Source organism: Butyrivibrio sp. AE2005, assembly GCF_000686965.1.
In the GTDB taxonomy this organism is placed as follows: Bacteria; Bacillota; Clostridia; order Lachnospirales; family Lachnospiraceae; genus Butyrivibrio; species Butyrivibrio hungatei_A.
This window is the reverse complement of sequence record NZ_KK366043.1, coordinates 1-26,999: the sequence shown is the minus strand read 5'-3', so window position 1 is coordinate 26,999 and position 26,999 is coordinate 1. Positions and strand designations below refer to the sequence as shown.

General features: G+C 38.3%; 28 protein-coding genes, 2 tRNA genes and 1 riboswitch. Of the genes, 1 reads left to right on the top strand and 29 read right to left on the bottom strand.

Going from position 1 to position 26,999, the window contains the following annotated elements; all coding sequences use genetic code 11:
- Nucleotides 1-3: 3 nt before the first annotated feature.
- From rplI to DL92_RS0115885, 11 genes are all read right to left on the bottom strand, one after another.
- Nucleotides 4-450, bottom strand: coding sequence for a 50S ribosomal protein L9 (gene rplI, locus DL92_RS0115935; RefSeq protein ID WP_026656522.1), 447 nt, complete (start codon nt 448-450; stop codon nt 4-6).
- Nucleotides 451-2,508: a DHH family phosphoesterase gene (locus DL92_RS0115930; RefSeq protein WP_026656521.1), complete on the bottom strand. Its 2,058-nt coding sequence runs from the start codon at nt 2,506-2,508 to the stop codon at nt 451-453.
- Between the two features lie 125 nt (nt 2,509-2,633).
- The gene (locus tag DL92_RS0115925; RefSeq protein WP_026656520.1) at nt 2,634-5,000 is read right to left on the bottom strand and encodes a phosphoketolase family protein; all 2,367 of its coding nucleotides are present in this window, start codon (nt 4,998-5,000) and stop codon (nt 2,634-2,636) included.
- Nucleotides 5,001-5,420: 420 nt separating this feature from the next.
- Nucleotides 5,421-5,606, bottom strand: a complete 186-nt coding sequence (locus tag DL92_RS0115920; protein WP_155833805.1) for a hypothetical protein — start codon at nt 5,604-5,606, stop codon at nt 5,421-5,423.
- Nucleotides 5,607-5,667: 61 nt separating this feature from the next.
- Nucleotides 5,668-6,894 (bottom strand): M48 family metallopeptidase, encoded by a 1,227-nt coding sequence (locus DL92_RS0115915; protein ID WP_026668277.1) that lies wholly within the window; start codon nt 6,892-6,894, stop codon nt 5,668-5,670.
- Nucleotides 6,895-6,910: 16 nt separating this feature from the next.
- Nucleotides 6,911-7,918, bottom strand: a complete 1,008-nt coding sequence (locus DL92_RS0115910; protein ID WP_026656517.1) for a hypothetical protein — start codon at nt 7,916-7,918, stop codon at nt 6,911-6,913.
- A 35-nt stretch (nt 7,919-7,953) separates the two neighbouring features.
- Nucleotides 7,954-9,378 (bottom strand): MBOAT family O-acyltransferase, encoded by a 1,425-nt coding sequence (locus DL92_RS19735; RefSeq protein ID WP_026668276.1) that lies wholly within the window; start codon nt 9,376-9,378, stop codon nt 7,954-7,956.
- A gap of 239 nt (nt 9,379-9,617) precedes the next feature.
- Nucleotides 9,618-9,917, bottom strand: a complete 300-nt coding sequence (locus DL92_RS21165) for a hypothetical protein (RefSeq protein ID WP_155841205.1) — start codon at nt 9,915-9,917, stop codon at nt 9,618-9,620.
- Between the two features lie 189 nt (nt 9,918-10,106).
- Complete coding sequence (locus DL92_RS0115895; RefSeq protein WP_026656513.1) at nt 10,107-10,322, bottom strand: hypothetical protein; 216 nt, start codon at nt 10,320-10,322, stop codon at nt 10,107-10,109.
- Between the two features lie 151 nt (nt 10,323-10,473).
- Complete coding sequence (locus DL92_RS0115890) at nt 10,474-10,647, bottom strand: hypothetical protein (protein ID WP_026668274.1); 174 nt, start codon at nt 10,645-10,647, stop codon at nt 10,474-10,476.
- Nucleotides 10,648-10,715: 68 nt separating this feature from the next.
- Nucleotides 10,716-11,357 carry an HAD-IA family hydrolase gene (locus DL92_RS0115885; protein ID WP_034469542.1) on the bottom strand — a complete coding sequence of 214 codons (642 nt, stop codon included), beginning with the start codon at nt 11,355-11,357 and terminating at the stop codon, nt 10,716-10,718.
- Between the two features lie 183 nt (nt 11,358-11,540).
- Here DL92_RS0115885 and DL92_RS0115880 point away from each other — a divergent pair, with 183 nt between their 5' ends.
- Nucleotides 11,541-12,185, top strand: coding sequence for a DUF4867 family protein (locus DL92_RS0115880; protein WP_026656510.1), 645 nt, complete (start codon nt 11,541-11,543; stop codon nt 12,183-12,185).
- Between the two features lie 67 nt (nt 12,186-12,252).
- On the opposite strand, the gene DL92_RS0115875 is transcribed toward DL92_RS0115880, so the two are convergent.
- The 18 genes from DL92_RS0115875 to DL92_RS0115785 form a co-directional block, all read right to left on the bottom strand.
- Nucleotides 12,253-12,645, bottom strand: coding sequence for a hypothetical protein (locus tag DL92_RS0115875; protein WP_026656509.1), 393 nt, complete (start codon nt 12,643-12,645; stop codon nt 12,253-12,255).
- Complete coding sequence (locus DL92_RS0115870; RefSeq protein ID WP_026668272.1) at nt 12,629-13,213, bottom strand: hypothetical protein; 585 nt, start codon at nt 13,211-13,213, stop codon at nt 12,629-12,631. The genes DL92_RS0115875 and DL92_RS0115870 overlap by 17 nt, the downstream gene beginning before the upstream one ends.
- Nucleotides 13,206-14,180 carry a hypothetical protein gene (locus tag DL92_RS0115865; RefSeq protein ID WP_026656507.1) on the bottom strand — a complete coding sequence of 325 codons (975 nt, stop codon included), beginning with the start codon at nt 14,178-14,180 and terminating at the stop codon, nt 13,206-13,208. The genes DL92_RS0115870 and DL92_RS0115865 overlap by 8 nt, the downstream gene beginning before the upstream one ends.
- Nucleotides 14,173-17,298 carry a DEAD/DEAH box helicase gene (locus DL92_RS0115860; RefSeq protein ID WP_026668271.1) on the bottom strand — a complete coding sequence of 1,042 codons (3,126 nt, stop codon included), beginning with the start codon at nt 17,296-17,298 and terminating at the stop codon, nt 14,173-14,175. Before DL92_RS0115860 ends, DL92_RS0115865 begins: the two co-directional genes overlap by 8 nt.
- A gap of 110 nt (nt 17,299-17,408) precedes the next feature.
- A complete protein-coding gene (locus DL92_RS0115850; protein WP_026668270.1) occupies nt 17,409-18,320 on the bottom strand; it encodes a serine/threonine protein kinase in 912 nt (303 codons plus the stop codon).
- A complete protein-coding gene (locus DL92_RS0115845) occupies nt 18,313-19,617 on the bottom strand; it encodes a protein kinase family protein (protein ID WP_026668269.1) in 1,305 nt (434 codons plus the stop codon). Before DL92_RS0115845 ends, DL92_RS0115850 begins: the two co-directional genes overlap by 8 nt.
- A gap of 122 nt (nt 19,618-19,739) precedes the next feature.
- Nucleotides 19,740-19,823: riboswitch (cyclic di-GMP riboswitch) on the bottom strand.
- A gap of 108 nt (nt 19,824-19,931) precedes the next feature.
- Entirely contained in the window at nt 19,932-21,209 is a 1,278-nt protein-coding gene (locus DL92_RS0115840) for a sensor histidine kinase (protein WP_026668268.1), read from the bottom strand.
- A complete protein-coding gene (locus DL92_RS0115835) occupies nt 21,206-21,955 on the bottom strand; it encodes a LytR/AlgR family response regulator transcription factor (protein ID WP_026668267.1) in 750 nt (249 codons plus the stop codon). Before DL92_RS0115835 ends, DL92_RS0115840 begins: the two co-directional genes overlap by 4 nt.
- Complete coding sequence (locus DL92_RS0115830) at nt 21,936-22,733, bottom strand: ABC transporter permease (protein ID WP_026668266.1); 798 nt, start codon at nt 22,731-22,733, stop codon at nt 21,936-21,938. The genes DL92_RS0115835 and DL92_RS0115830 overlap by 20 nt, the downstream gene beginning before the upstream one ends.
- Entirely contained in the window at nt 22,699-23,586 is an 888-nt protein-coding gene (locus DL92_RS19730) for an ABC transporter ATP-binding protein (protein ID WP_197027273.1), read from the bottom strand. The genes DL92_RS0115830 and DL92_RS19730 overlap by 35 nt, the downstream gene beginning before the upstream one ends.
- A gap of 165 nt (nt 23,587-23,751) precedes the next feature.
- Nucleotides 23,752-24,015: a 30S ribosomal protein S18 gene (gene rpsR / locus DL92_RS0115820; protein ID WP_026489979.1), complete on the bottom strand. Its 264-nt coding sequence runs from the start codon at nt 24,013-24,015 to the stop codon at nt 23,752-23,754.
- Nucleotides 24,016-24,034: 19 nt separating this feature from the next.
- On the bottom strand, nt 24,035-24,490 hold the full coding sequence (locus DL92_RS0115815; RefSeq protein WP_026656499.1) for a single-stranded DNA-binding protein: 456 nt from the start codon (nt 24,488-24,490) through the stop codon (nt 24,035-24,037).
- Nucleotides 24,491-24,508: 18 nt separating this feature from the next.
- Nucleotides 24,509-24,796, bottom strand: a complete 288-nt coding sequence (gene rpsF, locus DL92_RS0115810; RefSeq protein WP_026514351.1) for a 30S ribosomal protein S6 — start codon at nt 24,794-24,796, stop codon at nt 24,509-24,511.
- A 107-nt stretch (nt 24,797-24,903) separates the two neighbouring features.
- Nucleotides 24,904-25,077: a DUF951 domain-containing protein gene (locus DL92_RS20870; RefSeq protein WP_074461860.1), complete on the bottom strand. Its 174-nt coding sequence runs from the start codon at nt 25,075-25,077 to the stop codon at nt 24,904-24,906.
- On the bottom strand, nt 25,077-25,793 hold the full coding sequence (locus tag DL92_RS0115800) for an NAD-dependent protein deacylase (RefSeq protein WP_026656497.1): 717 nt from the start codon (nt 25,791-25,793) through the stop codon (nt 25,077-25,079). Before DL92_RS0115800 ends, DL92_RS20870 begins: the two co-directional genes overlap by 1 nt.
- 28 nt (nt 25,794-25,821) lie before the next feature.
- On the bottom strand, nt 25,822-26,730 hold the full coding sequence (locus DL92_RS0115795) for a S1 RNA-binding domain-containing protein (RefSeq protein WP_026668265.1): 909 nt from the start codon (nt 26,728-26,730) through the stop codon (nt 25,822-25,824).
- Nucleotides 26,731-26,808: 78 nt separating this feature from the next.
- Nucleotides 26,809-26,879, bottom strand: a tRNA-Cys gene (locus tag DL92_RS0115790).
- Nucleotides 26,880-26,906: 27 nt separating this feature from the next.
- Nucleotides 26,907-26,978: transfer RNA gene (locus DL92_RS0115785), tRNA-Glu, on the bottom strand.
- Between the last annotated feature and the right edge of the window lie 21 nt (nt 26,979-26,999).

Here is a 26,999-nt window from a genome sequence, read left to right as displayed (position 1 = left end):
TTCTTATTGTTCCTTTACACTCACTTTTAACACAGTAGTAACCTGAGGATGGAGTTTGACCGGAATCTCATAAGTTCCAAATGACTTTATAGGTTCCGGCATCTGAAGTTTCTTTTTATCAATATCAAATCCAAACTGAGCTTTTGCAGCTGTTACTATTTCCTTTGTGGAAACGGATCCGAATACTCTTCCGCCCTCTCCTGCTTTCATTGTGAGCTGTACTGTCTCTTTGCTTATCTTTTCGCCATAAGCTTTGGCTTCATCAAGACGCTGCTGCGCCAAAATTGAATCTCTTTTCTGCTGATTCTTAAGTTCGTTAAGATTTTTCTGTGTAGCCTCTACACCGAGTTTTTTGGGAATCACAAAGTTCTTTGCATAGCCATCGCTGACTTTTACGATCTCACCTTTTTTACCCAAACTCTTTACGTCTTCAAGTAATATAACCTGCATTTATGACAATTCTCCTTCTTCAATCATTTTATCAATTACATCCTTAACTACATCAACTGCCTCTTCTATCGGCATTCCTTCTATCTGGCATCCCGCAGAGCTCATATGGCCACCGCCGCCGAGTCTCTCCATAATGACCTGAACATTGACTTCGTCTATGGATCTGGCACTTACATACACTTTGTTCTGATAATCAGTGCATACAAAACTTGCTCTCACACCCTTGATGTTAAGGAGCTCATTTGCTGCCTGTGCGCCTACTATTGTAGGACTCTGTATATCATCGCTCTTCATAACAGAGATAGCATATCTGTCACGATATATCTCTGCCTGACTGACTGCATCAGCCTTAGCCTTGTACTCATTTGCATCTTCACGGAACAGTTTTCTTACTCTTGTAACATCCGCTCCGTTTCTTCTAAGAAAAGCAGCAGCTTCAAATGTTCTGACACCCGTCTTGTTCATAAAGTTATTGGTATCTACCATCATTCCCGAATACAGGCTGTCAGCTTCTTCGTTGTGAATCTTGACGTTCTCTCCGATGTACTGAAGAATCTCGGAAACCATCTCACACGCAGATGATGCATAAGGCTCAACATATGAAAGCGTCGCATTCTCTATAACTTCTGTTCCCGCTCTGTGATGATCGAGAACAACTATAGTCTTACAAAATCTCAAAAGTTCCGGACACTCTGTAATGCTCGGTTTATTAACATCAACAACTACCAAAACGGTATTGTTTCCGGCAATATCAATCGCCTGCTGATTGTTGATTATCATATCGTCTTCATAATCGGGATTACTCTTAAACAAGTCAACAAGTGGCTGCATTGATGCTGTCACGTCGTTCAAAACTATGTGACATTTCTTTTCCAGAGTTCTTGCAATCCTGTAAATACCGACAGATGCGCCAAAGCTGTCCACATCGCCCATTCTGTGTCCCATTACGATAACGGTATCTTTTCCCGAAATAATCTCGCGAAGCGCGTGAGCTTTAACTCTCGCCTTAACTCGAGTACTCTTTTCAATGGTCTGGCTCTTTCCGCCGTAATAAGACGTGCTGTCCGCGCTCTTTACAACAGCCTGATCGCCACCTCGACCAAGAGCAAGGTCTATGGCATTGCGCGCAAACTCGTAGTTCTGCGCATATGAAAGACCGTCAAGGCCAAGTCCGATACTAAGTGTTACAGCCATCTCATTTCCGATATTTACTGTCTTAACGTCTTCAAGAATATCAAATCGTTGCTTGATAAGAGTCTCGCAGGACTTCTTAGGCATGACAACAAAATATTTGTCTTTTTCTATCTTTTTGGATATTCCATTGCTTGATGCAATGTATTTATTGATCTTTCTGTCTATGAGAGCGGTCAAAAGAGATCTTCTTACCTCTTCTACGCTGTTCAAAGCCTCTTCATAGTTATCTATGTAGATAAGTCCTGCTGCCAGCGACTGATTATCAACTTCCTGAATAGCGAGCCTGAGTGCAGTCTCATCATACAGATAAACGGCTATAAGGCTTCCCTCATAACTCTTGGAATCTATTATGTCACTGTTTACCGCCATCTCATGAAGAGATATTCTCTTAAACTTGATAGTGAAGTTGCTGCTCTCATAGTCTACCTTATAAGATACTTCCTCATTATCAACCGGAAACTTATCCGCCGAAACCCCCGGAAAAATGGAAAAGATAGTTTTCTTATAAAGTCCCTTCTCCATATGAACCGCTTTTTCAAATGCTGTATTTGCCCAAACAACCTTACCCGAATCATCAAGAATGGCATGCGCAAGATCAAGGTCTTTTAATAACCTTTTCTGAATCTGTCCATACTGTGTCGCAAAGCTGATAAGCTCATTCATTATTATGGGTTTGTTGTAGAAATTAAGGTACATGACCGAAACAAAATAAAATCCTGTAAATATCAAAAGAATCAGACCCGCAGAGTCGTCCACAATAAATACCGCAATATTTACAAAAAGCAACAGTACTCCCAAGTATGCCAATACTTTGAGATATGTCACTAATTTTCCTTTTAGTTTAATTCTGTTTTTAGTAGCCATATTATTAGGTCCTCTTCTGCAATTCTTTGGACATTCCAATCTTTATTATAACATAAAAGGCATCTGCGACAATACGTCGCAGACGCCTCCATTATCATTTGAAATACACAGAAGAATGTGATTGATTACTTCACACCTGTCCACTTCCACTCAGCAACTTCAGGCATATCTACGCCGATGTCGTGAATGTATGTCTTATGCTCAACGAGCTTATCTCTCATCTTCTGGATGAGGAATGCGCCCTTGTTGCCGAACTGAGGCATGTTGTTAAGCATAGCGATTACAAGGTCGAAACGGTCAATCTTGTTCTGAACTCTCATGTCGAAAGGAGTTGTGATTGTTCCTTCTTCATGATATCCGTAAACATGGATGTTTCTGTTTGTTCTTGTATATGTAAGCTCATGGATAAGAGTCGGATATCCATGGAATGCAAATACAATAGGCTTATCCTTTGTAAAGATTGTATCGTACTCTACGTCTGAAAGTCCGTGAGGATGCTTGTTCTTAGGCTCCATCTTCATAAGGTCAACAACGTTTACGAAACGAACCTTAACTTCAGGCATCTCTCTGTGGAGAATATCAACTGCAGCAAGAGCCTCAAGTGTAGGTGTATCACCGCAGCATGCAAGTACGATATCAGGCTCTTCTCCTGTATCTGTTGAAGCCCAATCCCAAATGCCGATACCCTGTGTGCAGTGCTTAACAGCCTGCTCCATTGTAAGCCACTGTGGTCTGGGATGCTTACTTGCTACAATAGCATTTACGTAGTTCTTGCTCTTCAAGCAGTGATCCATTGTTGAGAGCAAGCAGTTAGCATCGGGTGGAAGGTAAAGTCTTACAACGTCTGCCTTCTTATTTGAGATATGGTCAAGGAATCCGGGATCCTGGTGTGTGAATCCGTTGTGATCCTGCTGCCATACGTTTGATGTAAGAAGGAGGTTAAGAGATGCAATAGGCTGTCTCCATGAAAGACCGTTGCAAACCTTAAGCCACTTAGCATGCTGAGCTGCCATTGAATCTATAATACGGATGAATGCTTCGTAACTAGCAAAGAATCCGTGTCTACCTGTAAGAAGGTATCCCTCGAGCCATCCTTCACACATATGCTCTGAAAGCATTGAATCCATTACACGTCCGTCTGATGCAAGGAACTGGTCTGTATCGTTGTCGATAGGGTTGTTCCAATCACGGTTAGTAACTTCGAATACCTTGTTAAGACGGTTAGACATTGTCTCGTCAGGTCCAAAGATACGGAAGTTCTTGTGCTCATCGTTAAGCTTGAATACGTCTCTGATATATCCACCAAGCTCAATCATATCCTGCTTCTCAACAGCGCCGGGAGCGGGAACATCGATAGCGTAATCACGGAAATCAGGAAGTCTGAGGTCGTGAAGAAGCTTACCACCGTTAGCATGAGGGTTAGCACCGATACGTCTGTCTCCCTTAGGAGCGAGCTCCTCGAGTTCAGGAATAAGACGTCCATTCTCATCAAAGAGTTCCTCTGCATGGTAGCTCTCGAGCCATTCCTTGAGGATATCAAGGTGCTCAGGCTTATCCATCATTACAGGTACCTGGTGTGCCTGGAAAGATCCCTCGATCTTGTTTCCGTCTACGAACTTAGGTCCTGTCCATCCCTTAGGAGTACGAAGAACGATCATAGGCCATACAGGTCTTGTTGTATCACCTGTTGTTCTTGCATTCTTCTGAATAGCCTTGATCTCATCCATAACAACATCAAGAGTCTCAGCCATCTTACGATGCATTTCCTTAGGATCTGTTCCTTCAACGAAGTAAGGCTTCCAGCCGTTACCCTTGAAGAATGCCTCAAGTTCCTCGTGTGAAAGGCGAGAAAGAATTGTAGGATTAGAAATCTTAAATCCGTTAAGATGAAGGATAGGAAGAACTGCTCCATCAGAAACGGGGTTAAGGAATTTGTTTGACTGCCATGATGTAGCAAGAGGTCCTGTCTCTGCTTCACCGTCACCAACTACACATGCAGCGATAAGATCAGGGTTATCAAATACTGCACCAAAAGCGTGTGCGATAGAATAACCAAGCTCACCACCCTCATGGATAGAACCGGGAGTCTCAGGAGCAACGTGGCTTGAGATACCGCCGGGGAATGAGAACTGCTTGCAAAGTTTCTGTAAGCCATCCATATCACGGCTTACGTTAGGATATACTTCACTGTATGATCCCTCAAGGTATGTGTTGGCTACGAAGAAGTTTCCGCCGTGACCGGGACCTGAGATAAGGATCATATCCTGATCATATTTGTTGATTACTCTGTTAAGGTGAACATAGATAAAGTTCTGTCCGGGTACTGTTCCCCAGTGACCTACGATTTTCTTTTTGATATGCTCCTTCTTAAGTGGTTCACGAAGAAGCGGGTTCTCAAGAAGATACAACTGTGCTGCTGCGAGATAATTAGTTGCACGCCAGTAGGCGTCCATTTTTCCTAAATACTCATCAGTAATTTCCATGTGATTCATATTATTCCTCTCCCTTTATTATTAATTACATACCGACATGATATATTGCCGATACAAAGTGCCATACCCAACCTTCTGTATATCTTTTATAAAATCTCATGTCGTTGGTATTTCTATTGTAAGATAAGCTATTTGAAGAACATTTACTATATTATTATTGCTAAATCTTTATCAATTATTGCTATTGTGAAAAAAATATCGCATTACCGTTCCTTGTAACCCGCATGGTTATGCATTCCGTTAATAAAATAGCAATCGTGAAATCGCAAATAATGCTCCCGCTATATATAACCCTGTAACGAATTCGCCTTATTTTATCACACTTTCGGGAGCTTTTTCGTTATTTTATAGATATTTAATAAACGTGATTGCGCAAATCGCAACCACGTTTATTTTCAACACTTCTATATTTTCGATTATTTAGATATCATCAGAATCATCTGTCAAAAACAACATTCCCAAAAGCCAGTCATCATCCTTCTCTCTTTGAAGCTGTTTCTGCTTACGATCGAACTCTTTGCGTTCGCTCTTACTCATGTTACCCACAAGATCTTTGTACTGTTTGTCCGTAATCCGCACGTCCTTATCTTTCTTTCCAAAAAACATAACCGTCACCATCCTTTCCCCGATCACACAATGGTATACGTCAACAAAAAACCTTAATTATTCAGCCCCTGCTTTGAACGCCCTCAATCGCTGTAATTCTCTGCGACAGCGTTGGATGCGAATAATCCAGCACAACCTTTACAGGATGTGGATTGATATCCGACAATGCCTCTTTATGAAGCCTCTTAAGCGAGGAAACAAGGTCATGTCCATAACCTTCTTTTGCCGCAAAAGCATCCGCCTGATACTCATGCCTTCTCGAAAGATAGTTGGATATTATATTGAGTCCGTTTGAAACAGGCCAGGTTATAAATGTTACCAATATCTCTGCGAAGAAATAATTGATTCCGTCAAAACCAAACGCTGTATAAAAACCGGGAATATTTAGCACAATCCACAATGCTATAAATACCAGCAGTATTCTTACCATAGAAAACGGAAGTGACTTAACGGTATGCTTATATTTTGCATGCGCAAATTCATGTGCAAATACGGCAACAATCTCATCATCGGTAAAATTATTGACAAGATTGTCATCCAAAGATATGGTCTTTAATTTTCCAAATCCTGCACAGAAAGCATTCGAAGTCGTAGTTCTTCTGCTTGCATCCCTCACTACGATTTTCCTGACGCGCATTCCATATTTCTCGCAAAGTGTCAGGAGCTTACTCTTTAATTCTCCATCCTCCAACGGAGTAAATTTGTTATAAATTCTCATAAGCGGAACTATTATCAAATTCAGAATAAGCATAATAACCATCATTGCAACAGTGCCGACCAGAATTGCCATATTGCCAAAGGCCTCAAATATAAACATTGTGAGCGCTATGATAAGGAATGACATTATACCTCCAACGAGGATATTCTTTATCATATCAACAAAAAATGTCTTCTTCGTAGACTTATTAAGGCCGTACTTCTCTTCTATAACGAAAGTATCATAATACTTAAAAGGCACATCAATTAATTCAGACAATGCCGTAAGCACGAATATAAAGATCAAATACTGTACATAGACATTGCCGTCTTCAAGTACCTTAAATCCCCATGCATATGCATTTGATATCAAAAGAATCGCCAAAAAGACTATATCGGCTATATTCCATATGGTATATAGTTTTCCGCTCTCTGCCTTGTAGTTTTTCCAGTTCGCATACTCTTTTTCATCATAAACATCTCTTACATTCTCGGGAAGTTCTCCCTTCTGATGCTTATCATTAAGAAATCTGATCACTGCGTCGAATCCCTTATTCAGGAAAAAAGAAATCAGAATTATTGTCTTAAGCATTATTCACTCCTCCGGGTCAGGTATTCTCTTTAACATACTCTGCAATCTCTTCAAAATTTCTTTGCCACGACTCGTATCCCTTTTGGCCTCTTCTGTCCGGAATCTCGTAGCGCCTCTTAAGTTCCTCGCCAAGATAATGGGTAAACTTATATGCTCCCCAGTAATTTAAATGTGATTCATCATTAAAATCTTTTTCAAAATCAAGTCCGATCTCACCGTAGTCATAATTTGTACTATTAAACTGCACTCCATAATACTCGGCAATCTCTTCTAATCTATTATATACTTTTTCATCCTCCGAAGAAGTAATATACGGAGTCACGACAAGAAATAGTTCGATATCATTTTCCAGCGTATATTCAATAATCTTGGTAAGGAATATCTCAGACTTAACGGTCACGCCTACACTTGCCGTCTCATCAATGACCGGCTCTTCTTGCGGCTCTCGCTTAAGATATGGCGTAAACCCTTTAAAAGTCAGCATTTTCTTCCTTACAGTAAACGGATAAAGAAAATCCTCCGCTTTAAGTGTATCAACTCTTCCATGATATGTTATAAAATCAGGAAAGATCCTGCTAATCTTGCGAGATTCAACGCTGTCAATGATCATCCCCATTTTATTAAATGAAAATCTCATTCCGTTAAGATTCTGATTGAGCCAGGTATACTGATAATTGTCCTTAAATCTTGCCGGAGAATACAGGTCAAGTACAACAACTTTCGGCTTCTGATACTTACAGAATTCTCTAAGATAATAATATGTACACCAAAGCGGCTGCTCGGCAGCACTGTAATCGTACGACGCTATACCATACTCATTCCACAAAAGCCCCGTATCTATATCGCAGTGCACATGACTCGAGCCCATCATCACCACGTCAATTGTATTTCTGGGCTGATAATATAACCCTCTTGCCTGATTTATCCCATGCTCCGATTTTATGCAAAACACGCCGTCCAGATACCACAAAGTAAAGACTGTCAGGCATATGAAAAAAATCTGTAAAGCCCTCTTTTTTAACATATAATGCGTTACCCCACTTCAATACACAACAAAACTCAAAAATTCATATACATAAAATTACTTGCGCTATAGCCCGGTCCGTAAAGGCCAAATACTATAATTGCAATTATTATAAGATAATATATAAGATACCTTACACCACAGGCATAATCCTGCAGCACAACGGGAAATGGCTTATTTTTCTTATAGCTTATTACATCCATCAATATAACGATCAAAATGAACACCAATAAGAAATTTGTTCGAGCCGTCTCTTTACACAATTCATTGTACTGCGCGATAAAAGTAGTTCCCGCATTTCCCGCAGTAAACATGGCAATACAGTATTCAATGGCAGTCTTAAGGCCACTGGCTCCAAAAAATATCCACGCAAAAGAAACGCAGCAAAAGGTAATAATGCGCCCCTTAACTACTGATAAAATGCTTTTATCCTTGTCGCTATTCTTTTTCCTTCTGATCAAAACATCAATGACGGAATATATACCGTGAAGCATTCCCCACACCAGGAAATTAAGCCCATTCCCGTGCCATATGCCACATAAAATAAAAACAATCGACACATTTATGCACTGTCTGAGCACTCCTCTCCTGTTTCCACCAAGCGGAATATAAACATAATCTCTAAGCCACATACTAAGAGATCTGTGCCACCTGCGCCAAAAATCTGAAATATTCACAGCCAAATATGGTGCCGTAAAATTCTGAACGAGATTGATTCCAAAAATCCTTGATACTCCCACAGCTAACGCCGAATATCCCGCAAAGTCACAGTAAATCTGCATGGTGTACGACAACGATCCGAGCATAAGCCATAAACTGCCACTGTCTCTGTAACCGTTAAACAACTTAGTCACCAAAGCGCCCAGATTATCTGCGACCACAAGTTTCAAGAAATATCCGTACAATATGTATCCAAAAGCCTCGGACATTCTTTGCTCATCCAGAAATCTGACACTTTTAAGCTCTTTTACCTGTGCCACGAAATCTTCTTCTCTTTCTATGGGTCCACTTACAAATTTAGGAAAAAAGCTCATATATAGCGCAAAGAACATGATATTCTTTTCCGCACGTATCTTACCGTTGTAAATATCAACAATATATCCTATTGCCTGGAACGCATAGTAGGAAAAACCAATCGGAATGATCAAATTTGAAAATCTCGGAATTCTGGATGAAAACTTCAGAAAAGACAATGAAAAAACCAGAAGAAATAAGCACACAAAAAGACAGACACCTGCTACCCTGTTTCTATTCTTATCTTTAAAAAACTGAATCAGTAATCCAAAAGCGTAGACAATGGCAGTTGTCACCAAAAGCACAACTACAGCTCTTTCATTAAGATGATCTATATACGAAATACTCGAAAGAAGCAGCACAAGCGGTCTTGCTTCCTTTCGAACCATAAAAAAAACTGCTATCACAATACTCAAAAAGACAGCAGTGTACAACGAAAATGCCACAAACAATCCTCCAAACAACTAACTTGTGTTTTTTATTCTACCATTTATCGAATATGCTGTCATCCATGCACTTTTTCACGAAAAAAGGCTCCCGTTATCGCAAAAACGGAAGCCCATATTACATCTAATGCTATATTTTCATTAATCTAGCGGTTCTTCTGTATCATTTTAAAAAAATAACAATCTCTTTTTCATAGACCATTTTTGTTCCAAAGAAAAAGAGGCGGTCAGTAACCACCTCATAGTTTCTTATATTCATCATATATTTTAACCGAAAGTATAATATCAACAATGTAAATCGCATTCCCAACCAAATATCTTAACGCTCTCATTCCCGACATACGTCTTAGCATAATAAGTTTCAGCGTACAAAGTTCTTCAGGTATCAACGTACTCAGGAATACCCCGAAATCTATCAATACAAAAACCGGCAAAAATAACACTCCGATTCCAAAAAAGAATGTTCCAAAGAAAACAAACAAAGCCGAGAACACGAAAAACATTACAAAATACGGTATCTGTATAAACTTGTTTATCATAGTGATCCGCGCCAGTTTTTTCTTATCCTTGCATGTAATGCCGATAACAATAGTAACTATCAGCTGCGCTAGGAAAATACATAAACATGTCAAAAATGTACTTTTCAATTCTTCACTTGGTCGAAAAAAAACCGCAAGAGCATACAAATACGGTGATATCCCGTTAATATACAAAAGTTTTTCCATATTTTACGTCAGTCTCATAAACAAGTTTACAACTCCAACCACAAGCAGTATCGGAAAAGCAATGGAAAGAAGTCCGCCAACTACCAGTCCTACCAAAATAAGCGGCAAGAATACCAAAAATGTTACGACCTTGAAGATTCCCCAAGTTGCTTTAAAAGCAAATCCGATCATCCTTCCGAAGATCATAAAGAACAATATAATAAAAAGCAGTGACAACATATTTTCCACCATCCTTTCAAACATAAGCAATTGTCATCTAATGCTTGCTGATAAATATATTATATGCTGCCCTTCTATTAAAATATATATTCATTGTGGCGAAAAATACATTCCTATTTCTCTTTTTTTGCAAATTAAAAGCAACTTATCCTCACTCCACTATCGAATACTGCATAAGTTCGTACTTAAGCTTAGTTCCTTCCGCTATTCCATCGGGCAAAAGAGCTCTTGCAACGAGCTTCAGATCATCCGACTCGATATCAGTTCTGTGAAGATTCGCATAATCGCCGTCAATACTTTCAACTACATAAAACCATGTTTCCATCTGGCTTATCTCCTTTCAAATTCGATATGAAATTTCTCTATCATAGTATAACGCGCCAACAGCTATCATTATCTCACTGCCTCGTATAGTTCATCCATACTGCTAACAATTGCGACTGCACCGGATTTTTTCATATCATCAATATCACCAAATCCCCACGTCACCGCAATACAAGGAATTCCAAGTTCCGCAGCTCCGAGGACATCATAATTAGTGTCACCGATCATCACTGTATCCGACTCGTCTTCTCCTATCTTATCAAGAAGATATCTTATTACATCGTCCTTCTTTTCTCTGCTGCCGTCTACAGTTGCCCCCGCAATCTCATCAAAATATCCCGTCATATCAAAATGATCGAGGACTTCTATCGCCGTCTTTTCAGGCTTCGATGTGGCAACATATAATTTATATCCTTCGTCTTTAAATTTCTTTAAAAGATCTATCATTCCGCGGTACGGCGCATTTTCAAACTTTCCGATCGAATTGTAGCGCTCTCTGTATATTGCTACCGCCTTGTCCTTGTCTTTTTCCTCAACTCCGTGTTTTACGAAGCTGTATCCGAGCGGAGGTCCGATAAATGTATAAAGCTCACTTTCTTCCGGCGGAGTTATCTGCATCTTTTCAAATGTATATAATGCACTTTTTGTGATTCCTTCAGATGAATCAGTCAGTGTTCCGTCAAGATCAAATAATAGATTTTTATACTTCATCAAATTCCTCCCCTGTCTAAACCTTTTACACACTTTAGCACACAGGCACTTTAAAAGTAAAGATTTATCGCTTATCTGATAACAAAAGCAACTTTTGAAAAGAAATCGCTACCAAATGATAAGATTTCTCTGTAAAATAGCAATATGATTATTATTATCAATAATTCTTGAAAGGAGAAGGTTATGAAAATATATAATGTAAACGATCCTGAATTCACAAATTACGGTAGGATCATCGAGGGTTATGAAGAAGAGAAGAAGGCAATCGTGGAAGCTCTTAAGTCAAGCACTCCCGTTCCCGAGGGAACAGACTATGTTGCCGAAGAGCCTGCACTTCAGTCTCTCGCTGCAGCAACATCAATTACAAACAGCCTCTTTGGCGGTTCCGATATGCAGTTCGGATGGTGCAACGGACACAACACCAAGCTCAACTGTCTTGAGTATCACCGTTCATCAGAGATCAACCTTGGTTCAACAGATTTCATTCTTTTACTTGCTAAAAGAGAAGAAATCGTAGACTACAAGATTGATTCAAGCAAGGTTAAAGCTTTCCTTTGCCCTGCAGGCACAATGATCGAAGTATACGCTACAGCTCTTCACTATGCTCCCTGCCAGGCAAGCAAAGATTCAGGATTCCAGGTTCTTGTAGGACTTCCTAAGGGCACCAACGTTGGTAAGCCTGAATTTGAAGCTCGCAACCAGGAAGACCGCATGCTCACAGCAACAAACAAGTGGCTCCTTGCTCACGCAGAAGCTTCTGAAGCAGCAAACGGCGCATGGGTTGGAATCACAGGCGAGAACATCGACATCGCAGGAGATCTTAAATAATTTTCATATTACTTTATTTAGAAAAAAGATGTTGAGGCAACACCTCAACATCTTTTTTGATGCTTAATCATTTCACCATAAATAACCATGATATAATGCAAAAAGTAATTGTATTGATCACAGATGCTTTTACCGCCGACATGGCATTACGCTTTGTTAAGCCATCAACTTTTTTTCCAATCGAGAAGATCATAAGCCCAACAGCCGAGAGCAACCACACAATCAAAGAAATAATAAACATTGTCAATATAACTCTTTGCATTCCGGGAACCGTAAGCCACAACACTATTTCCATTACTACTGAAGACCAGAAAAGAAAATCTCCATTCTTTTTATAGACATCAAAAAGGCTGGATGCATCTCCCATTCGCATTTCTATCACAAACAGCCAGACAAATGCAAGAGACATCAGCTGTAATACTACACAAATAAAAGCAAAAATACTATTTAATAAACCCATTTATAAACCCTTTTATCCTTTCCAACGCATTTAGTTTTTCAATATTCGTACTGACCTCTTTTAAGATACTTACAACCCTTTCGGTCAATACAGCGCTTGTTTTACTTACGGTCTCAAATTGTTCTTTGTGAATAACAATAAGGTCAAACGAGCCATGAAACAATCTATCCAATGGCTTCGCTATGATCTCAAGCATCAAAGAAAGAATATCTCCTGCTTTATAAATCGCCGCGAAACATATGGTGAAAATGTTTTCTAACAACGTCTGGGCTGTTATAACTCCAGATTGTACATTCAACACAACAAGAGTAATAGTCGCAACCGACAGTATAAAACCAACAACTCCAGGCTTATATGTCTTTACGCAAAACTCATAGCGAGCTTTTGCGCCTTTCTTCCATTTTTCATTTACCCTGTCACGCAAATCTCGCCATACTGCTGCAATTTCCTCTTTTGCAATTTTATCAATATATTCTTGAGGAATTTCTTCTGAACAGTACACACAATATCTGTCTATTATGCTATTTTCACGACCACACTTACATTTCCAAAAATTATTATCATCCATTGACTACGTCCCTGCTTTCATCAATGATAGAATCATTTGAATCGTTATAGTCATTACTCAAAATAATCTCTCTGATTGCATCCTCAGTAAGCTTAACTTCATTATCAAACAATTCTTTTTTCTCGAGCAGATATTCAAAGTACCGGTCTTCTCTTACAAGATACTCCTTGTTCCTCTTTGGATAATCAAACTTAATGGAATCAGATTTCGCTATAGCAATGGGTATAATACATTTTTCCCACTTCTCTTCTTTTTTTTCGAAATACGATATCGCAATAAATGGATATTCAAATTTTCTCATTTTAACAAAGAACGCTGCTCTATATCTGATTTCTTTTGATCTCAGATTACCAATTTCATTTATGGTATTTCCGTCCGTCAAATACCCTTCCTTAATGTACATCTGAAGTCGTTCTGTTATTTCTTTTTCAAGCTCAGAATCAATTACTACTGCTTCTAAAGGAAGGATATTAGGATTAATTCTGTCACTGAACGTTACCATTTTTTCTTTGGGCTGCTCAGCTTCAGCTCTAATAATTGTTCCGGTAAGTGAATCTGCCTGAATTTCACGTTTCACATCATAAAGCGCATGCTGAAACAATTTTTCTATATCTTTATTGTCTTCCAAAGTCTGCTTGCCGGCTTCCGTCAGTTCACCGGTATTTGGATTAATGTGCCCGTATGTATAAATTTCAGTTTTTAATACCTTATCCAGCATATGTATATCTATACCGGTAAGTTCATTGATAATGTTGATATCCCGTATACCTGCGGAATATAGCCTTAGCGCAAGCAGTTCAACACTATCATATTCATCTACGATATATTCTTTTACATCCGCCTCAATTATTGAGATTGGGCAAAAAAATTTACGAAAAATATCAACATCGTTTTCCTCAAACATCTCAGGGCAACATGTTCTAAATAATTTCAGATCATCATTATTGGTTAGTGAAATTTCAGACATTGCTTATTCCTGTCCTCTCATAAAACTCATCGGCATAGTAAAATTCGCCTTTATTACTCTTAGCTTGATCCAGCACCTTTGTCATAAACTCCGAATATTTCTTTTCGCTTTGATTTGGAACCGGCTCGCCTGTTTCCTCATCAATCTTTTCATATTCACACGTAGTCAGATAATCAAAATCACCTATTATCACCAACTGAATCTGGCATCGTGTAAATGCAACATTCAATCTTCTAAGTTCTTTCAGGAAGCCAACCCTAGCCCTTGAAGGCGGAACACGCTTTGCGTCGGCGCTACGCGTGCAACTATATATGATAAGCGGTCGTTCCTGTCCCTGAAAGCTATCAAGTGATGCTGCTATACTATATACTTGATCCGGTGAAAAACCAAGATTCTCTTCCGTTATCTTCTGCCTTATAAGCCTTACCTGCTTACCGTACGCAGAGATAATACCAATCTGAGGCGTGCTCACTCCCGACTTATCGGCCTTAAACGCACTACCTGCAAGTGATGCGACAATCTTCGCTGCCATCTTTGCCTCAAGATCATTGGAATATCCACCGCCTTGCTCAGCTGTCTCAAAACGATTCTTTTCCCTGCTTGTTGAAATCGTTATAAGAGGAGTAGTCGTACCTGAAATGATAGGATTCCATCTACCCATATCATAGTGCGCATGATAATTTCCTTTATAGAACCAATCAGATATGACATCCGAAATATTACCCGGCATTCTGAACTGCTCATCCAACCTTGTCAGATTGGGAGTGTTTTCATCCTCCTTCTCAAATCTTGTAAAAAGATATTCAAAGAAACTCTTATTCAATAATTCAATCTGCTTCTCGGGAACCTCGTTATCTCTGCAAAGTTTTACAACAGCATCATTTGCTGCCGGAGGTATCTGCAAATGGTCTCCAAGCATAAGTGTTTTGGGCGCTCTGGTCATCGGCACTATAGCGTTATGAATCTGTATCTGACCACTTTCGTCAATGATGGAAACATCAAAGTTTAACTTTCTGAACTTTGGTCTTGTATTGATTCCTATACAAGTAGCACCGACAACATTTGAGTTTTCCACCAAAAGATCTGTAACAATCTCTGTTCTATGAGTTTCAATCGACTTTCCCCAATCGTCCAATGTCTTCTTCACGATAACAAGTCTTGCATATATATCAGTCAGTTTTCTTCTATAATTATCAATCTCTGTAACAGGATCAACATTATCGCTCAAAAGATAGTCTGCAGATAAAGGTTCTATCGGAAAAGGCCCTTCATTTTTCATATCAAACTTGTAACCACTACATTTTTGAAGTATTTCCCCATATGTTTTTTTGGCAGAAACATATTTAGCATCGGTTATTAAAGCTTTGAATTCATCTGCACTTCTGTTGTACTCTTTTATACTTTCTATGTATCTGTCCGCTTTCTCCTTAAGCTTCTTATTCAGATATTTTGTTGTTTTATCAAGCAAAAAAATAATCGGTTTAAGAAGGAAACTCAGAAAACCTGTTTTTTTCTTTAAGGCAAAATATGCAATATCTTTACGGATTCTTAGCTCATATATACTTCTATAATTTATAAGAGCGTTGCACTTTTCATTATGCAAATCTGATAACTGCTTAAGTTTTTCTTTTTGTACGAGTGCGCTGTCCCAGGTAGTCTGACGACAATCTGCAAAAAGTTTATAATCATCATAGACAGACTCGACATAAGCCAGCGTCTCCTTGATGCCTGACATGTCTTTTAATATTCCGCTTTGGCTCATCTTGAGTTTTTCTATATAATCCTCAGCTGTCTTTCCAACTTGTTGTTCAGGTGCATACTGCTTGCAGTTATCCTGAATCTTGTCTATGTTGCCTATTCTGATTATCCTGGCATTTTCATCTCTTCCGACTCGCTCCAATACATTATCTACGGCTGAATTATTCTGAGATGATACCAGCACTCTTTTTCCATGCTTAACAAAATATTTTACCCAATTGACTATTACAGTGGTCTTTCCTGTTCCCGGAGGTCCCAATACAAGCTGTATATCTTTTGTCTTGATTCCTCTCTCAATAGCCAGCATCTGTGAAGTGTTTGGCTTCTGCTCTTTGCTGAGTAGTTCTGCTTTAAACTCATCCCATCCCGGAGCCTCATCTTCTTCTGCAGAAGGATGACCTTTTCTTCCAAAAAGCTTATACATATATCCGGAATCTACGGTTCCGTTTTCAATACTTTGAATTACTCTTTCTCTTACACGCTTCTGGACATCATTTATCTGCAAAAACATATGACCGTTATTTTTCACCAGAATACTATCGTCAAACTGCTCAATGAATTCGACAATAAAGCTCGTGCCATTTTCTTCATCAATACGGTCGATGATTATTCCTTTTATCTTCCTTCGGAAATCCTCGTTTATTTCTTCATTTGTCTCGATTGCAACTCTGCTTTCCGAACAATAAAGCTCACTATCGGGATCGAATGAAGATGAAAAGAATTTATACGTTTTCTTTTTTGCCTTACCTTTAACAAACTCACAATAATCGTAGTTAACGTAATTATCCTTGTATGCATCAAGCTGTTCTACCTGATCTTCATACTTTGTAAAATTCTTTATCGGTTGAATAATCTCTCTTGCGAATTTGTTATCAACCTTAAGTTCTTCACTTCTTTCGGTACTAAAAAAATACGCATCGATACCATCGCATAGCTCTGTCAAAGCTTCCGGGGTCATTCCCCAATCCTCGGAAGTTTCTTCATTTAATGTATTCTTATAGCCATCCGCAACTATCGCGGTTCGACCTTCGGCAACAATCAAAAAAGTTCCATGATTATAGAGGTATTTCTTTTGAGCCTGAAACTCTCTTCCGGAAAAAATACTTGTAATAGAGAAATTATTATCATCCGAACGGATTGCATTAAATTTATAATTTGCAGTCATAAAGACATAGTAATTACGATCATCACGCACAATATGATTACATACTGTCACACAATCCGCGTTCACGATCTCATCAATTATTCCATCCCTATCCTCAGGTCTATCCGCAGCTACTCTACCTCCCATAAAGAAGCAAAGTTCTTCTTTTAAGGTAAAATAGTTAATAGGGCGAAGATTCAATATATTATTCTGCATAAGGATTCCTCATTAGTTCTGCCTCATCCGGTACGTTAATGTGAAGAGGAAACGTTTTTAGTTTTTCTTCTGAAGCTCCCAGAATTTTAATATCAAATTCATCCATAATATCAGCTATTCTTTCTTTTGAATGTGGCTCTTTGATTTTCACGATATGAAATCCTGTCAAGTCCATGTCCTGATTTCCTTTCTCTGTTAAGCGCTTCGTAGAAGGCTCTTGAATCCATATATCTATCTTTGGGATTTAAAGATAATGCTTTGCTTATCACCTTAAAAAGTCCGGGATAAAAACCTCCTCCTATGCTTGATATGTCTTTAAATGTCAACCATGAACTACCCGATCTGTCGGGCAAAACATCAACTCCGTATTCAACCGGTTCTATCCCAAACAATTCCAATGCTATCTGACCAAGTGCATATACATCTGTTGCCTGATATACAAAGTTATTGTTTGCTCCCGAAATCTGCTCAGGTGCCATATACCTTGCAGTACCTGTGCCCTTATCCGCCAGAGCAAGTCCACTTATACCATAATCCAAAATGTAAACAGAATTTCTCTTGCTTACCACAATAATGTTTTCAGGCTTGAGATCCTTATGTACAAATCCCCTCAATCCGTGAATATATGAGACAGCCTTAGCAATATCCAACAAAAGATTATATGCTTTGTCATACCACACTTTATCTTTTCTAAGGTTATGCCTGCTCTCCAATATTGCTCTAAGACTCTTTCCTTCAACATGCTGCATCTCGATTATTATCTTTGACTCTTTATTATCTACGAAATAATTATAGATTTTAGGCGCAAAATCCGAATGCTGCTCAAGTGCTACTTGATTGCTGATTTCCTCAAGTATTATCCTCTTTTGTTCTTTATCCTCAAAACGCATAACCTTCAAGATAACTCTTCTATTAAGATCATTATCTATGGCTATATACACGCTTGTTCCGGCTTCCTCGTTTGTATGTACTGTCTGCTCGATTCGAAAGCTTTTTGCGTTTGCAAACTCAATCTTATTCATTATCCATTTCCTCTAAAAGAATCCTGTCAAATTCTCTCATGCCCGGTATCTGTGAAAGCGAGGCAGCTCTTACTATTCCTTCTATCTCATCAACAAAGTCGTCAGAGTAGTAATCATATAAAACAGAACAATCCACCGCACCGCCTTTTTCAATTGATGTATCAAGGCATGCTAACAAAACCATTACAAGTGAATATACATCCCCAGCTTCCCATTCTTTGTTATCGTGTTCTGATTCAAGAAGCATTCTAGGATGCGTATATACATTATTCTTTTGTCTCTGCGCAACCCACGCTCCGACTGTCTCCATGCTCTTTTCTTTATAATCAATTTTTGCTGTTTCAAAGCATCCAATCTTCGCTTCATATCCGTCTTCAAAAGAAGATACAAAAATACATGTGGGTCTTATATCCCTGTGATGAATATTTATTTTAGAAGAAGCCAGCCTGCTCAGTCCATTTGCAACCTGCTCTATGATATCCAGAAGTTCATACGGTTTAATTTCTTTTGCAATCTCATCGAGTGTCTTAGTATTTTCACGTATGTTATATACCAGATATTTAAGATTGCAATACGCGCTTGTTCTTAACTCTTCACCCGCAATAATATTGTTCGAGCCCCTCATATTCTTAAAGAACTGCTGAGCTTCCATATCCCTGTCACTAAATGCTGTTTTTTCATCAGTGTTTAAAAAGGGTCTTACATATACATATGTAGAAATATTATTGTTATTCTTTCTGGCAATATATTTGAAATTGCCCTCTATAGATTCGTAGGGCTTTTTCGGAATCTTTTTTATAACTTCATATTCCCCAAACGGAAGCATATCCGCTTCCATTGGTTTCATTCGCTTTTTATCAATTTTGAACAAGCTTGCAACAGACTTATAAAACAGCATTGTAAGCTTACAAGCCATTGTCACGTCTGCATGTTTACCCTTTATTTCATATTTCCTTATGCCGGATACTTCCTTTGAAATATGTACAATTTCATTTGCCTGATTCTTGAGCTGATAAAATGAATTTATATTACATTCACCATACCAAAGCCCTCTTATACCTTTACTTTTCCCCATTATTCCTGACAACGAATCCGGAAGATCCGTAAATCCCGCATCAAGACAAAGACCGGAAAACAAGACTTCAAGTGCCTGTCTGATATTTATAATGCATGAGTCCGGATCCATGCGCGCATTTGACTCAACTGCATAACATATACTGTGAAGCTCTTTCCACGCACCAAATTCCTGAGTCTTATTATTGGGCATTCTCACCTTGATCAAAAAATCAAAAAACATCAGCTTATTTCCTCCACCACGTACTGAAATTTTCCGGTAAAAAAGAAATAGCATTACAGGGGCCACCTATAATGCTCTATTTTTAAGGTACAAAAAAAGCGATACTTCCGCATCGCTACCAAAAAAGCAACTGGCTACCTACCCTGTTCAACATAGGCCCTATAGCTTTGCGTCACTAGATCACTCTAGTTTTGCCACCGAAATACTATCACATAAATACACAATATGCAAGTAATTGTTCATAATTTTCTGATTGTTTTGAAATTTAACTACAATTTAATTTGCGTCAAATTATTAACGCACATCGGCAATTTTTAGACTTTTTGCCGATGTGCGTTATTTATATATAAAACAATATTAACAGTAAAATTTTTCCCATCATCACATATCTCGAAAGTCCCTTCATAACTTTCAACAGCTGACTTAACTATACCCAATCCAAGTCCATGCAAAAATTCATCTTTATCACATGTATCATCTTTCTTTGTGTACGGATTTGAAACTTGTACGATCAGAGCATTCGCGCTATAGAACATAAAACAGCTTAATATCTTATCCCCTGAATCAAGGCTCTTCAAAGCATTGATTGAATTATCAAAAAGATTTCCAAATATTTTTATGCAATCATGATATGAGATTGGTAAACCGGCCGGGATATTTATATCTTTCTTAACTGTAATTCCGTTTTGTTCGGCTGCAGAAAATTTTATGTTCAGAACTGTATCAATAGCTTCATTCCCAGTGTTAACAAAACTATTTATAGCAGATTGTTCATCTATAAGTTCCTGTAAATGATTCTGCGCTTTGTCATACTTTTTTTCTTTCAAAAAGCCTGAAATCAACTGCATATTATTCTGCATGTCGTGCTTTATTGTACTTATGAGTTTTTGGTTTTCAGACAACTCTTCATAATACGAACGCTGCCAATTGGTTATCTTTTCATACTCTTCGTTCTGTCTTCTAACCTCATAGGATTCACTGATCAAGTCATACAAATGAATGATCATAATATTCACATACAAGACAAGAACTGCTAATGGTACCAATAGGGGTATCCTTTCTTGATTTGAGCTAATACTCAGGCTTTCGCTTAGCATGGCAATGCACGTAAATGCAATGAAACTAATGATCGGAACCGATAAAAGCTTCAGCAGAACACGCATATCAACTTTTCTGTTTTTTATAGTTTGATACCTTGCCACTATTTCAACAACAATATAAAAGCATAAATGTGGAATAAATAGAACATATCCGGAATTTAAAGAACTACCCTCAATTAAATACATCAACGTTTGCGCAAATCCGGCAAAAACTATGAGTACAGTAGCATATGCAAATTTCACTTTCTTTTCGCCTTTGTATGCACATAAAAACAGGCAGCTCCAGAAAGAAAGCGAAACAAGATTGCAATATTTAAGGTCATATTTTATAAAAACAGAAAATAAAATGACGAACAGAACGCTCATCACCTTTTTTATCAGATCATATTTCTTTATTGCCTCTAATACCCTATCGTAGTAATGCAAGACAATCCAAATATCAAATAAATTCAGAAGAAAATAGAGAAAGATGTTAATCTTCGCATGATTCATAGTCCAATTCTCCATTTCAAATATCTCATATGCTCTAGTTTAACACTTTTGTGGTATTTCTTACTGATAGGCAACCTGACGCCGTTATTCAAAATAATCTCATCGGAATAAATAACTTTAACATAATCCATATTAACAATGTATGAAGCATGGATTCTTACAAACCAATTGTTGTCCACCATTTTCTCAAGATCGGACATTTTTGAATAAAAAGAATAGTTTTCATCTGTTGTATAGACATTTATTTTTCGCTTATTCCCCTCAAAATACATTATGCTCTCACAGCGTAACTGTATTTTGGCTTTATCAACAGAAATGAATATATATTTTTGACTGGAATAAATATAATTTACCGCTGCTTGTATTACATCTTCAAGCTTATGCGTATCTATAGGCTTATTTACAAATCTGAACGGCTGTACTTCAAACGAGCTAAAGACATAATCCGAGTATGCCGTAACGAAGATAATAACAGCTCTTTGGTCTATAGCCCTTATCTTCTTTGCAGCTTCAAGCCCATTAACTCCGGGCATTTCTATATCAAGCAGGTATATTTGGTAGAATACATTAGGATTTTTATTCAGATAATCTAAAAGACTTTCACCGGTCTCAAAGCAATCGACCTCAACATCTCTGATTCTGATGTTCTCAATAACATCTTCCATTAACGCGAGATTATCTTTGTTGTCATCACATATTGCAATCTGCATCCAGTCACCGCTTCTCTCAGAATTCTCTACCCTCAAATGATTTTGTTCCAAGCACCATAAACACTACATAGTATAGCATACATAAAAGCAATTGAATCAGCACACATTTCCCCCTCCCTGTACTGCTGATACTTAACACTTCTGTAGTCTCCAAAACATCTTCTGATAACTGATAAATATAATTCATCGGATTAATATATTTTACAAATGAATACGTCAGCACGTGATTGCAAACCAAAGATGCAACAAAAGAAATCACTATCGTTATAATCGGTTTATATCTTGTCCCAATACACAATGCAAGCTGTGGAATAAAGAAAAACGTATACATATATATCAAAAGCAAAAGACATAATAAATCTGCTACATTATTTCCAAATATTTTTCCTGATGTATAAATGCTGCCGTTATTCGCGATTCCAAAATAAATAGCCAGCATTACAATAATTGTAATCACAAAGAAAACCGCAGTAATAACTTGTAACGCTAAGCTTTTACCTATAAACAAATTTCTCCTGTTCCTTATTCTCACAGTGAACAAAGAAATACTTTTATTGTCAATTTCACCTGATAACATTTGAGTTCCCAAAAAAGCTGTCACAACCGGGCCAATAAAAAGAACTGTTGTTGTTACAAGTTGCAATGTTATCCAAAATAAAGCATTCTGATTTTTTACTCCTTCATACATTTCGTTTCTCATACCGATCGCATAAATAAATCCAATGGCTACAATTACAGCAACCGCCAAGATATCATTACGCTTTAAAAATTTTAACAATTCAATTTTTATGATATGCAATATCGATATTTTCATAGCCATTCTCCTCAAACAGATCATATAAAGATTTGCGTTCTATTTCTAAATCCAAAACGTCAATACTTAATTCATCAAGTTTATCAAGAACCTGTTTTAAATCTTCGACATGTTCAATCAATATATTGTCTTTATCAACTTTTACCCCTGACTTTTCAACTTCTTCCGAGTTCAAAGCTCGGTCACATTGAACAACATATTTTTTGCTGTATTCCATCACGCCATCAAATTTCTTTTCACCGTTATCTATTAAGACCACCCGATCACATATTTCTTCAACATCTTCCAAGTCGTGACTTGAAAACAATATTCCCACTTTTTCATCGTGCGCTTTTTCCAGAAGGATTCTTTTAAATATATTTTTCCCTATTGGATCCAATCCCACAAACGGTTCATCCAGTATAAGAAACTCCGGATTGTTTAAAAGAGCTTGCGCCAGCCCCAACCTTTGTTTCATTCCAAAAGAAAATGCTTTTGTCTTTTCTTTTGATTTCTTTTCTAATCCAACCGCATTCAACAGATTATCTATTTTTGCTTTCGGAACTTTTCCCCCCAATGTTTTGATTAATATATCCAAATTCTCATATGCATTCATATAGGGAATAAAAGTAGGCTCAATCAGTATTCCGAATTCATTAAGCCTTGAATTGTCTTTAAGTAGCGTATCGCCTTTATAAACTATATCTCCCCCTGTAGGAAAAACATTCCCTGCAATACTGTTTAAAAGAGTAGTTTTCCCTGCTCCGTTTTTTCCTAAAAGAGCAACTATCTCCCCTGCATTAACTTTAAAACTTACACCTTTGAGCGCTTTGAATCCGCCATAATCTTTCTTTAAATTTCTGATCTCTAACAAAGACATATTCTCACCTCTGAAAATTTATATAAGAATACTATCATTAGAAATCAGCTTTTATTCTGTATTGTAATTTTTGGTATAGAACCGAGTAATAAATGGTAAAAAAGACACTTCTTAGAATCTCTTCTAAAAAGTGTCTTCAATAATTTACTTATATACTGATTACTCAGCTACGTAAGGCATAAGTGCAAGGTGTCTTGCTCTCTTGATTGCTGAAGTGAGCTCTCTCTGGTGCTTAGCGCAGTTTCCAGTGATTCTTCTGGGAAGAATCTTGCCGCTCTCAGAAACGAACTTCTTAAGCTTAGCTGTATCCTTATAATCAATTACGTTATCTTTTCCGCAAAATACACAAACTTTCTTTCTTCTGTGCATTCCGCCCTTTCTCCTCATAGGAGCATCGGATTTATCAGACTTTGTGAAAGCCATTATAATATTCCTCCTTCAATTAATTGAACGGCAGCTCCTCGTCAATTCCGTCGGGAATATTCATGAAGCCGTCGCCGGCTGCAGAAGGTGCGGGCTCTCCTTGGGGAGCAACGCCTCCAAATGATCCTCCGTTGGAGGATGCTGCATTCTTGGATTCAGCGAATTCCTGATCCTCTGCAACTACATCAGTTGTGTATACCTTAACGCCATCCTTATTGGTATAACTACCTGTCTGGATACGTCCTGTTACGATAACCTTAGTGCCCTTCTTAAGATATTTCTCAGCAAACTCGCCGGCTCTTCCAAAAGCTACGATACCGATGAAGTCAGCTGTCTGAGCATCCTGTTGATCTCTTCTTGCAAATCTTCTATCCACAGCAAGTGTATATCTTGCTACAGCCATAGGCTCATTGCCCTGTGAATATCTTACGTCGGGGTCTCTTGTTAAACGTCCCATTAGTATAACTTTGTTCATATTTTCGTCCTCTTCTATTTAAGCCTCGTTCTTAACGCATAAATATCTGATGACACCGTCCATAATACGCATGCGAGCTTCAATCTCTGCAGGAGTTGTTGCTTCGCCATCGAACTGGATGAAATAGTAGAAGCCTTCTGTCATCTTCTCGATTTCATAAGCAAGCTTCTTCTTTCCCCACTCATCAATATTGGTAATCTGACCACCATGCTTCTCGATAGTCTTCTTAACCTTCTCGATGACTGCTGTTCTGGCATCGTCTTCGATCTTTGCACTAACAACAACGGCTAATTCGTATTTGTTCATGCTATTTGTTACCTCCTTTTGGTCTCTGGCTACTTGTATCAGTCAAGCAGCAAGGAATTTATCACAGAATAATATGCTATCATATATATGTTCCAAATGCAAGCATTTTATCGTATCCCTTTAATGCTCTTTTCCAGTGTTTTCCTGGAAATCATTACCTGATGACCGCAACCAAGGCATTTGATTCGAAAGTCCGCACCTACACGCAAAACTTCCCATTCAAAACTACCGCAAGGATGTTGTTTCTTAAGTTTTATTATATTTCCAACCTGAATATCCATTAAATCTGATCCAAAATCTCCCCTATTGCACCCTGTACTACCAGATCAGCCTGTCTGTCCCTCGGTGTAGCCGACTTGTTGATAAGAACAAGCTTATTTCCCCTGTAATAGTCAATAAGTCCTGCCGCCGGATAAACAGCCAGTGAAGTTCCACCAATTATAAGGACATCAGCATTACTGATATACTCAACAGCTTTCTGCATTATCCCCATATCAAGGCCTTCTTCATACAAGACCACATCAGGCTTTATCCTGCCGCCACAACTGCATACGGGAACTCCTTCCGCATTGGCCATGTAGTCAAAATCATAGAACTTACCGCATTTTTCGCAATAATTTCTATGTACGCTTCCGTGAAGTTCAAGAACTTCTTTACTGCCGGCAGCCTGGTGAAGGCCGTCAATATTCTGTGTAATAACAGCACGGAGTTTACCTTGCTTTTCAAGTTCGGCAAGCTTAAGATGCGCTTTATTGGGCTTAACCCCAGTAATGAGAAGTTTATCCTTATAGAATCTAAAGAACTCTTCAGGCATTCTCATATAAAATGTATGACTTAAAATCTGCTCCGGAGGGTACTTGTACTGCTGATGATAAAGACCGTCTTCGCTCCTGAAATCAGGAACACCGCTCTCTGTCGATACTCCCGCACCACCAAAAAAGACAATATTATTCGAACCGTCAACTATTTCTTTTAACTCTTTTACAGCTTCGTCCATATTATCCCCCTTCATTATTTATGTATGATCAAAAACCTGCTTTCTTAAGAAGCGCAGCCAAAGATGTTGTTGCATCTCCGTCACTTGGATATTCAATCTTTTCTTCTGTAATCTCAGTCGCAGCTATATCTTCAAGCGCTTTCATACTAAGACTAAGCTTTCCGTCTTTAATTGAAATAACTTTGACTTTTACCTTCTGTCCGACTTTAAGAACAGCTGAAGGATGTGCAATTCTGTTGTTACAGATCTGAGAAATATGAACAAGTCCGCTAAGACCGTTACCCAAATCAACAAATGCACCGTAATTCTGCAAACTCTCAACTGTTCCCTCAGTAACAAGGCCAACTTCTACGTTAGAGACCATTTCTTTTCTCTTAAGATCAGCCTGTTCTTTGAGATAATCTTTAGCTGAAAGAACAAGTTTTCCATTCTCTTCATCAGAAGTAATTACTCTAACCTTAGCGGTCTTTCCAACATAATCAGCAAGTTTGTCTTCTTCCACAAAAGAAAGATCAAGCTTAGATGCCGGAATAAATCCTCTTATTCCTTCAAGGAAAGCCACTGCTCCGCCTTTAACAGCTTCAGATATCTTAACATCAACATACTCCCCGGATTCAAGTAATGCATTAAGCTTATCCCATGCAAGAACTTCATTTGCTCTTCTCTTGGACAAAAGAATATTTCCTTCTCCGTCGTCTGTTGAAATAACAGTAGCAGATACTTCATCTCCGACATTTATATCTCTATGTATAGAAAACTTGGGATCATCACTAAGCTCCTCAAGCCTTATTATTCCCTGAGTATAATATTTTATATCCAAAATTACTTCTGTATCATTTACACCGATAACAGTTCCGTCAATTATATCTCCTTCCTTTATCTTTCTGAAGGAGCTCTCAATCTCCTTGCTAAAATCTTTCATCGTTTCTTCTGCCATAAACTAACCTCCAAATAAATCAGATAAAAAGATTATAGCACAAAAAAACTGTGAATATTTAATACTCACAGTTTTTAGAGGTGACAGGCGGATTTGAACCGCCGCTCAAGGTGTTGCAGACCTATGCCTTACCGCTTGGCTATGTCACCAAATATGTAATTGATAATGAATCTTAGTGACTCCGACGAGAATCGAACTCGTGTTACCGCCGTGAAAGGGCGATGTCTTGACCGCTTGACCACGGAGCCATATTACAGACCGTAGTTACA